Below are 8,330 nucleotides of genomic sequence, written 5' to 3' on the forward strand. Positions count from 1 at the left end.
ATGGCCGCACTCCATCGGCCGGGGCTCACCGGGGCCCGCCCCCGGGCCCACCTCGACCACAGGGAGAAGACCATGAAGCTGCTGCGTGTCGGGCCGACGGGCGCCGAGCGTCCGGCCCTGCTCGACCAGGACGGAACACTGCGGGACCTGTCCGCGCTGGTCGACGACATCGACGGAGGGCTGCTCGCCGACGCGGCCGCACTCGACCGGATTCGGGCCGCCCTCGCCGCCGGCGTGCTGCCAGCGCTCGACGCGACGGGGCTGCGGGTCGGCCCGCCGGTCGGCCGGATCGGCAAGGTCGTGTGCATCGGGCTGAACTACCACGGTCACGCGGCGGAGACCGGAGCGGCGACCCCGGCCGAGCCGGTCGTCTTCCTCAAAGCCGCCGACACCGTCGTGGGCCCCGACGACACCGTGCTCGTACCGCGCCGCAGCACCAAGACGGACTGGGAGGTCGAGCTGGCGATCGTCATCGGCCGTACCGCCCGCTACCTGGAGACCGACGAACAGGCCCTCGCCCACGTCGCCGGCTACGCGGTGGCCCACGACGTCTCCGAGCGCGAGTTCCAGATCGAGCGCGGTGGCACCTGGGACAAGGGCAAGAACTGCGAGACCTTCAACCCGCTCGGCCCGTGGCTCGTCACGGCCGACGAGGTGCCCGACCCGCAGGCGCTGTCGCTCAAGCTCTGGGTCAACGGCGAGCTGAAGCAGGACGGGAACACCTCGGACCAGATCTTCCCGGTCGCGGAGGTCGTGCGGTACGTCAGCCAGTTCATGACCCTGCACCCCGGCGACATCATCAACACCGGTACGCCGGCGGGCGTGGCGATGGGGCAGCCGGAGCCGAAGCCGTACCTGCGCGCCGGCGACGTGGTGGAGCTGGAGATCGAGGGCCTCGGCCGCCAGCGTCAGGAGCTCAAGGACGCCTGACGGCGCCCGGGGCGTCCTTCAGTCGCTCCAGCGCCTCGACCACCAGCGCGTGGTCCTCGGCCTGCGGCAGCCCCGAGACGGTGACCGAGCCGATCACCCCCGCGCCCTCGACCGCGACCGGGAACGAACCGCCGTGAGCGGCGTACCGGTCGGGGTCCAGGCGCGAGGACCGCTCGAACGTCGTCCCCTTGGCGCGGAAGCGCGTGCCGACGAGGAACGAGCTCTCGCCGTACCGCTCGACGACTCGCCGCTTGCGGTCGATCCAGGCGTCGTTGTCCGCGCTCGACCCCGGCAGCGCGCAGTGGAAGAGCTGCTGCGCGCCGCGCCGGATGTCGATGGCCACGGGCGCGCTCCGCTCGCGCGCCAGGCAGACGAGGAGGGTACCGAGCGTCCAGGCGTCGTCGTACGTGAAGTGGGGGAGGACCAGGCGGGCTTCCTGGGCCTCGAGTTCGGAGATCATCTCGGCGGCCCGGGAGGTCTCGGCGACCTGGGAGACCTCGGTGGGCTGCGGGGTCTGCGGGGTCTGCGGGGTCTGCGTGGTCTGCGCGGTCGCGGCGCTCTCGGGGGTCTCGGCGCTCACAGGGTCACCGTGATTCCCTCGCGGGCGGACCGCTTCGCCGCCTCCAGGACGTCGAGCGCGGCGGCGGCCTCGTGGGCGGTGACTGGGTTGTCGCCGGTGCCGCGCAGGGCCGCGGCGACACCGGCGTAGTACGCCGGGTAGTCGCCCGGCAGGGTCTCGACCGGGGTGCCGCCGCCCGTCAGCGGGGACTCCCCGGCGCCCAGCGTGCCCCACATCGACTCGGGCTCCACGCCCCACGGCGTTCCCGGCGTCGGACGCAGACCCGCGCGCAGGGCGGCCTCCTGGGGATCGAGCCCGTACTTGACGAAGCCGGCCCCGGAGCCGAGGACCCGGAAACGGGGGCCGAGCTGGGCGGTGGTGGCGCTCACATAGAGATGGGAGCGGACGCCGCCCGCGTGCGTGATCGCGAGGAACGTGTCGTCGTCCGCCTCGGCGCCCGGGCGACGGACGTCCGACTCGGCGTAGACGCGCACGGCGGGGCCGAACAGGACCAGGGCCTGGTCGACGACATGGCTGCCGAGGTCGTAGAGGAGGCCACCGATCTCCTCCGGGGCGCCGGACTCGCGCCAGCCGCCCTTCAACTGCGGTCGCCAGCGCTCGAATCGGGACTCGAAGCGCTGGACGTCCCCGAGCGCGCCGTCCGCGAGGAGCGCGCGGAGCGTACGGAAGTCGTTGTCCCAGCGGCGGTTCTGGAAGACGGAGAGGAGCAGGCCCCGCTCCTCGGCGAGGGTGGCGAGCGCGCGCGCCTCCGCGGCGGTGCCCGCGACCGGCTTGTCCACGACCACGGGGAGGCCGGCTTCGAGCGCGGCGGTGGCGACGGGGACATGCGTCTTGTTGGGGGAGGCGACGACGATCAGATCGAGCTCGTCCGCCCGCGCCCACAGCTCGTCGGGCGAGCCGGCGACGCGGACGCCGGGGTACCCGTCGCGGGCCTGGGCCTGGCGCTCCGGGTTGCCGGTCGTGACCGTGTCGAGGACCAGGCCCTCGGTGGCGGCGATCAGCGGGGCGTGGAAGACGGAGCCCGCGAGGCCGTAGCCGACGAGTCCGACGCGGAGGGGGGCGGTGTCGGTGCCAGTCATGGATCCACTTAAGCAACGCTGTTGCCAAAGTGCAAGCGGAGGGGACAATGGCCTCGTGAACAGGAGCGTGAGGGCTGCATGGGGCGTGGGCGCCGGTGTCGGGGCCGGCGTCGCGGGCGGCGTCGGCGGTGCCGGTGCCGGTGGGGTGGGCGGTGCAGGTGGCGTGGGAGGTGCGGGTGGCGTCGGCGGCGTGGCGGGGGTGAACCTGCCGGCGCTGCGCAGCCACAATGCCGCGCTCGTGCTCGACCTGCTGCGTACGGCGGGGGAGGCCGGCATCAGCCGCCTGGAGCTGGCGGACCGGACCGGGCTCACCCCGCAGGCGGTCAGCAAGATCACGGCCCGGCTGCGGGCGGAGGGACTGGCCCGCGAGGCGGGTCACCGCGCCTCGACCGGCGGCAAGCCCCGTACGGTGCTGCGGCTGGTCCCGTCGGCGGCGTACGCGGTCGGGGTGCACCTCGACCGTGACGAACTGACCGCGGTCCTGGTGGACCTCGCGGGTGTACGGGTCGCGACGCGGCGGGCGCCGCTCGACCTGGGCGAGGACGTGGACCTGGTGCTCGACGCGATCGGGGCGGAGGTCGAGGCACTGGGGTCGGCGACGGCGACGGCGACGGCGACGGCGACAGCAACGGCAACGGCAACGGTGACGGAGACGGAGACGGCGGAGGTCGGGACCGAGGGGGCCCCCGCCCTGCTCGGTGTCGGTGTCGCGATGCCCGGGCCCCTCGATCACCTCACCGGCACTCCCGGGCGAGTCACCGGGCATCCCCAGTGGGAGGGGGTGCCGGTGCGGGACGAGCTCGTGCGGCGGCTCGCCCTGCCCGTCGAACTCGACAAGGACACCAACGCCGCCGCCCTCGGACTCGCCCTCCAGGCTCCCGCCCCCGACTCGTTCGCCTACGTCCACCTCGGTACGGGGCTCGGTTCCGGCCTCGTCCTCGACGGCGCCCTGCACCGTGGGGCCAGGACCGGGGCGGGGGAGTTCGGGCACCAGACCGTTCAGCTCGACGGCCCTCCCTGCGGCTGCGGAGGGCGCGGCTGCCTGGAGGTCCTGTGTCTGGCGGCCGTCGCCCGTGGCGATCTCTCCGAGGCGGCGCGCGTTCTCGGTGCCGGGGCCGCGAATCTCGTACGGCTCCTCGACATCGACCGTGTCGTCCTCGGCGGCCGGGTCGTCCTCGCGGCCCCCGAGGAGTTCGCCCACGGCACCCGTGAAGTGCTCGCCGGGCTGGGCCTCGCGGCGGGGGTCGCCGTCACCCCGTACGCCGTCGCCGAGGGCGCCGCCCAGCTGGTCCTCGCTCCGATCTTCGGAAAATAGGCTGATCGGGCGGTCGTTCGGGCCGTTCGAGGGTGCCCTGTCGCGTCGCTCCTCTGCCCGGGCGTGGCCGCATGGCAGCGTCGCGGCCGTCCCGTACGCCCGCGAGCAGCAAAGGCACCCGCCCATGCGACTGCGCAACGCCCTCGCCCTCGGTGCGACCGCGGCGACGACCGGAACCGCCGCGCTCGCGTTCGCCTGCCCCTCCGCCTCCGCGTCGGCCTCCGCGTTCGCCGCCTCCGCCTCGGCCGCCTCCGAAACCCCCGCCTCCGAAGCCTCCGCCTCGGCCGCCGGCTCCGAGCGCCGCGACAAGCCCCCTCTCTGCGGCAAGGCGACCGACCCCGACTTTCCCCTCGCCACCCGGATCCACGGCGGCCCTACCCTGTACGTCCCCGGCGGTGACCCCCGCTCCTTCGCCGTCGACCTCACCAACACCACCGACAGGCCCTGCAGCAGCATCCATCCGGTCCTGGTCCTCGCCGACCGCGACCGGGTGCTCCGACCCGCGCAGATCCAGCTCGACTTCTACGACACCGGGGCCCGCCGCTGGCGGCCCGTCCCCTTCGAGGAGACCGAGGAGGACGAGAACATCGGTGTGTTCACCGGCTTCCCCGGCTTCGAGGTCCCCGCGGGCGGCACCCTCACCATCCCCGTCCGGCTCGCCTTCCGGGCCGACGCCGCCCCCAACGAGGTGGTCGCCGGCGCGGCGATCGTGCAGCGCCAGGGCGACGACGGCGACTGGGTCGGCGAGTCCCGCGACTACCGCCTCAGGATCGGCCCCGAAGGCACGGAGGAGAGCGGGGACGGCGAGGAGACCGAGAAGGTGGGCAAGGAGAAGGAGCGCAAGGAAGAGGTCAAGGGGAAGGGCAAGGAAGAGGTCAAGGGGAAGGGCAAGGAAGAGGTCAAGGGGAAGGTCAAGGAGGAGGTCAAGGGGAGGGGCCGGGAGGAGGGCGAGGGGGCGACCCCGGTGCCCGAGGCGACGGCTCCACCGCGCCAGGACGCGAGCGATGGCGCGAGCGATGACACCGGCCTGCCGCCGGTCCGCCCGCTCCCCGAACTCGCCGTCACGGGCGGCGAGTCGGCCGGGGGCCGGGAGTCGGTCACGGCCCTCGCTCCCGTCTCCGCGGGTCTTGCCCTGACCGGCACGGCCCTGCTGATCGCGACCCGCCGCCGACGTCACCCCTGACCCGGCGCCCCCGCGCCCGGACCCCTTCCCCTTCCGCTCCACCGGTTCCGGCAACCGGTACTGGGTGATCGACGGGGTGAAGATCCAGACATCGTGATTAGGCTGGGGGCGTCGCCACAGCGCTGTCGCGGCGCCCCCAGCACACCGCACGATTTCTGTACGGCAGGAGTCCCCGCACATGGCAGAGCGCAAGCCGATCGAATCCTGGCTCACCGACATGGACGGCGTCCTCATTCACGAGGGTGTCCCGATCCCCGGCGCGGATGCGTTCATCAAGAAGCTGCGGGAGACCGGGAAACCGTTCCTGGTCCTCACGAACAACTCGATCTACACCGCCCGCGACCTGCACGCCCGCCTCGCCCGGATGGGCCTGGACGTGCCCGTGGAGAACATCTGGACCTCGGCGCTCGCCACCGCCCAGTTCCTCGACGACCAGCGCCCCGGCGGCACGGCGTACGTCATCGGAGAGGCCGGTCTGACCACCGCCCTGCACGACATCGGGTACGTCCTGACCGACCACGACCCCGACTACGTGGTCCTCGGCGAGACCCGGACGTACTCCTTCGAGGCGATGACCAAGGCGGTCCGGCTGATCAACGCCGGGGCCCGGTTCATCTGCACCAACCCGGACGAGACCGGCCCCTCCCTCGAGGGTCCGCTCCCGGCCACCGGCTCGGTCGCCGCGCTGATCACCAAGGCCACCGGCAAGGACCCGTACTTCGCGGGCAAGCCGAACCCGCTGATGATGCGCACCGGCCTCAACGCGATCGGCGCGCACTCGGAGTCCAGCGCCATGATCGGCGACCGGATGGACACGGACATCCTGGCCGGCCTGGAGGCGGGCATGCAGACGTTCCTGGTGCTCACCGGCCTGACGACCCAGGCCGAGGTGGACCGCTACCCCTTCCGCCCGTCGAAGATCGTGAACTCGATCGCCGACATCGTGGACCGGGTCTGACCCCAGGGGAGTCCCCTGGCCGCGCCGCTGCGGATGCGGAAACCCCGGAGCCGGGTGACCCTGCCAGTACCAGGAGGTCACGATGCGTTCAGGTTCCATTGCTCTCCGTGCCGCAGGGGCGGCCGTCGTCCTGGTACTGGCGCCCACGGCCGGTACCGCGTCCGCTCATGACGGGGTGAAGGCCACCGTCACCCCGTCCACGGCCAAGCCGGGCGCGGATGTCGACATCCGCGTCCAGGGCTGCAAGGGCACGACCGGCGTCGCCAAGTCCCGGGCCTTCGTCGCCGAGGCCGAGCTCGCCGGCCGGGACGGCGGCGGCTCTCCCCTCTTCGGCGACACGACGATCAAGTCGGACCTCGGTGAGGGTACGTACAAGGTGGTCGTGACCTGCGACGGTCACGACCACAAGGACGTCGGTACGGTCCGCGTCCAGCACCGTCATCCGGACCCCACCCACAAGCCGACGCACGAGCCGACCCACAAGCCGACGCACAAGCCGACGCATGAGCCGACCCACAAGCCCACGCACCACCCGAGCCCGATCGCCCCGGTCCGGGCCGGGGGCGGCGGCGCGGCCATGGCCGTACCGGCCGGACTGGTGGCGCCGGGCGTCGCCCAGACCGCGAGCGAGAGCGGCCTCGGCACGCCGTACACCCTGGTCGGCCTGGGGCTGGCCGCCGTCGCCGCGGTGGCCGTCGCCATCCGCAGCGCACGCCGCAGCCGCACCGGCACCGCCTCGGACGCGGACGCGGACGCGGACTGACCATGTCCTCCGGAACCCGCCCGGGGGGCAACGGGCGGATGGTGACCGGAGGGGCCTGGGCGGTCCTGCTCCTGGGTCTGTGGCTCTGGGGCCGTGAGATCACCGACGGCCCGGGCGGCAGCTCGGCGCCGACCCACGGCGACATCGCGGCGGTCGGCCGCCCCCTCGGCGTCCCGCTGCCCCCGGCGCACCGGCCCCTGAAGCCCGCCGAGCCCCGCCGGGTGGAGATCCCCTCGCTCGGCATCACGGCCCCCGTCGTCGCCCGTGGACTGGACGCCACGGGCGCCGTGGACCCGCCGCCGTACGAGATGCCCCACTCGGTCGGCTGGTACCGCACCGGAACCCGGCCCGGCGCGGAAGGCGCCGCCCTCTTCGTCGGCCACGTCGACACCGAGACGCGGCCCGCCGTCTTCTACGGGCTGAGTGCCGCCCGCCCCGGCGCCACGATCAAGGTGACCGGCGCGGACGGCTCGGTCGCCGAGTTCACCGTCGACGACGTCCAGGTCTTCTCCCGGGAGCGCTTCGACGCCCGGAAGGTGTACGGACAGCGGCAGGCCGGCCGGGCCGAGCTGCGCCTCATCACCTGCGGCGGCACCTTCGACCGCAAGGCCGGTACGTACACGGCGAATGTCGTGGTCTCCGCCTACCTCACCGGTACGAGCCGGACCTGACCGCGTAAGTCCTTTTCGCCCAGGACGAGTTACCGCATCCCTCGGCGCCAGGGGAATCAACCTGGCGCCCGTTCCTTGTGGTTGAGCGGGCAGAACGGTGTCGGTGTCGGTGTCGACGGAGGCGAGGACGTCGTAGGCGTTGTGGCAATGGCGTCGTCGCAATGCGCCGGCGGCCAGGCGTCAGGAGGTGACCCGGGTGCCGGCCGGGCCCCGCCGATCACCGGGGCCCAGGGCCACGCCGGTGTCGACCATCCCGTCTCTTGATCGCCAGAGCGAACGCGGCGAGGCCCCTTCATACGACCGAGGCCCCCTCACCATCGGTGAGGGGGCCTCGACTCTGCGTGCGCCGCCAGGGACTCGAACCCCGGACCCGCTGATTAAGAGTCAGCTGCTCTAACCAACTGAGCTAGCGGCGCCTGCTGACCTGCATAACTTTACCCGACGGCCGGGGGTGCTCCTGACCATTACCGGTCGCTTCCGGCCTGTCGGATGGTCCTTTCGTAGCTTCGATCCGTCAAAATGCGATTTGTCCAGACAGTTGAGACACTGGCGCCCGTGCAGCAGCGCCAGAAGATCTTGACGAGTGTGGAGGGGAATCGCATGAGCGTGCCGGTCTTCGAAGACTTCGAGCCCGCGGTCGACTGCGGCTGCGCGGGCTGCGCCCAGCAGCGGCGCGACCGTGCCCTTGGCCTGCCCGTACGGGCAGGCGGCCACCCGGCGGCGCACGGTGCGCGCCGCGCGCTGGTCCTGGTGACGGCCGCGGGCGTGGTTCTGGGTGGTGGAGGGGTGAGCGCGTTCGCCCGGCCTCCGGATGCCCGTCTCCCCATCACCCCGGCGGACGCGGCGGACGC

Annotated in this window: 8 protein-coding genes, 1 tRNA gene and 1 pseudogene; 7 read left to right on the plus strand and 3 right to left on the minus strand. The window is 73.0% G+C overall.

The features are described 5' to 3' along the window. The first annotated feature begins 72 nt into the window (after positions 1-72). A complete protein-coding gene (locus J7E93_RS24495; protein WP_215072103.1) occupies positions 73-930 on the plus strand; it encodes a fumarylacetoacetate hydrolase family protein in 858 nt (285 codons plus the stop codon). On the opposite strand, the gene J7E93_RS24500 is transcribed toward J7E93_RS24495, so the two are convergent. Together J7E93_RS24500 and J7E93_RS24505 are read right to left on the minus strand one after the other, a co-directional pair. After that, a complete protein-coding gene (locus J7E93_RS24500; RefSeq protein WP_215072104.1) occupies positions 917-1,390 on the minus strand; it encodes a heme-degrading domain-containing protein in 474 nt (157 codons plus the stop codon). The two genes, J7E93_RS24495 and J7E93_RS24500, sit on opposite strands and share 14 nt — an antisense overlap. Positions 1,391-1,506: 116 nt before the next feature. Next, positions 1,507-2,589: a Gfo/Idh/MocA family oxidoreductase gene (locus J7E93_RS24505; protein WP_215072095.1), complete on the minus strand. Its 1,083-nt coding sequence runs from the start codon at positions 2,587-2,589 to the stop codon at positions 1,507-1,509. A gap of 55 nt (positions 2,590-2,644) precedes the next feature. Here J7E93_RS24505 and J7E93_RS24510 point away from each other — a divergent pair, with 55 nt between their 5' ends. The 5 genes from J7E93_RS24510 (at position 2,645) to J7E93_RS24530 (ending at position 7,479) form a co-directional block, all read left to right on the plus strand. Continuing rightward, the gene (locus J7E93_RS24510) at positions 2,645-3,904 is read left to right on the plus strand and encodes an ROK family transcriptional regulator (RefSeq protein ID WP_308368770.1); all 1,260 of its coding nucleotides are present in this window, start codon (positions 2,645-2,647) and stop codon (positions 3,902-3,904) included. Positions 3,905-4,028: 124 nt separating this feature from the next. Then, positions 4,029-5,087 carry a hypothetical protein gene (locus J7E93_RS37875; RefSeq protein WP_215072096.1) on the plus strand — a complete coding sequence of 353 codons (1,059 nt, stop codon included), beginning with the start codon at positions 4,029-4,031 and terminating at the stop codon, positions 5,085-5,087. Positions 5,088-5,265: 178 nt separating this feature from the next. Next, the gene (locus J7E93_RS24520) at positions 5,266-6,045 is read left to right on the plus strand and encodes an HAD-IIA family hydrolase (RefSeq protein ID WP_215072097.1); all 780 of its coding nucleotides are present in this window, start codon (positions 5,266-5,268) and stop codon (positions 6,043-6,045) included. An 82-nt stretch (positions 6,046-6,127) separates the two neighbouring features. After that, positions 6,128-6,808, plus strand: coding sequence for a PT domain-containing protein (locus J7E93_RS24525; RefSeq protein ID WP_215072098.1), 681 nt, complete (start codon positions 6,128-6,130; stop codon positions 6,806-6,808). A 2-nt stretch (positions 6,809-6,810) separates the two neighbouring features. Further along, positions 6,811-7,479 carry a class F sortase gene (locus J7E93_RS24530; protein WP_215072099.1) on the plus strand — a complete coding sequence of 223 codons (669 nt, stop codon included), beginning with the start codon at positions 6,811-6,813 and terminating at the stop codon, positions 7,477-7,479. 342 nt (positions 7,480-7,821) lie between these two features. Here J7E93_RS24530 and J7E93_RS24535 read toward each other — a convergent pair. Further along, positions 7,822-7,895: transfer RNA gene (locus J7E93_RS24535), tRNA-Lys, on the minus strand. Between the two features lie 184 nt (positions 7,896-8,079). On the opposite strand from J7E93_RS24535, the pseudogene J7E93_RS24540 reads away from it, so the two are divergent. Beyond that, positions 8,080-8,330: pseudogene (locus J7E93_RS24540) on the plus strand (hypothetical protein); the annotation flags it as partial.

The sequence above is a fragment of the Streptomyces sp. ISL-36 genome (assembly GCF_018614205.1).
Taxonomy (GTDB): Bacteria; Actinomycetota; Actinomycetes; order Streptomycetales; family Streptomycetaceae; genus Streptomyces.

Coding starts and splice junctions, on each gene's coding strand:
- J7E93_RS24495 (WP_215072103.1), top strand. CDS start 73: ATGAAGCTGCTGCGTGTCGGGCCGACGGGCGCCGAGCGTCCGGCCCTG.
- J7E93_RS24500 (WP_215072104.1), bottom strand. CDS start 1,390: ATGATCTCCGAACTCGAGGCCCAGGAAGCCCGCCTGGTCCTCCCCCAC.
- J7E93_RS24505 (WP_215072095.1), bottom strand. CDS start 2,589: ATGACTGGCACCGACACCGCCCCCCTCCGCGTCGGACTCGTCGGCTAC.
- J7E93_RS37875 (WP_215072096.1), top strand. CDS start 4,029: ATGCGACTGCGCAACGCCCTCGCCCTCGGTGCGACCGCGGCGACGACC.
- J7E93_RS24520 (WP_215072097.1), top strand. CDS start 5,266: ATGGCAGAGCGCAAGCCGATCGAATCCTGGCTCACCGACATGGACGGC.
- J7E93_RS24525 (WP_215072098.1), top strand. CDS start 6,128: ATGCGTTCAGGTTCCATTGCTCTCCGTGCCGCAGGGGCGGCCGTCGTC.
- J7E93_RS24530 (WP_215072099.1), top strand. CDS start 6,811: ATGTCCTCCGGAACCCGCCCGGGGGGCAACGGGCGGATGGTGACCGGA.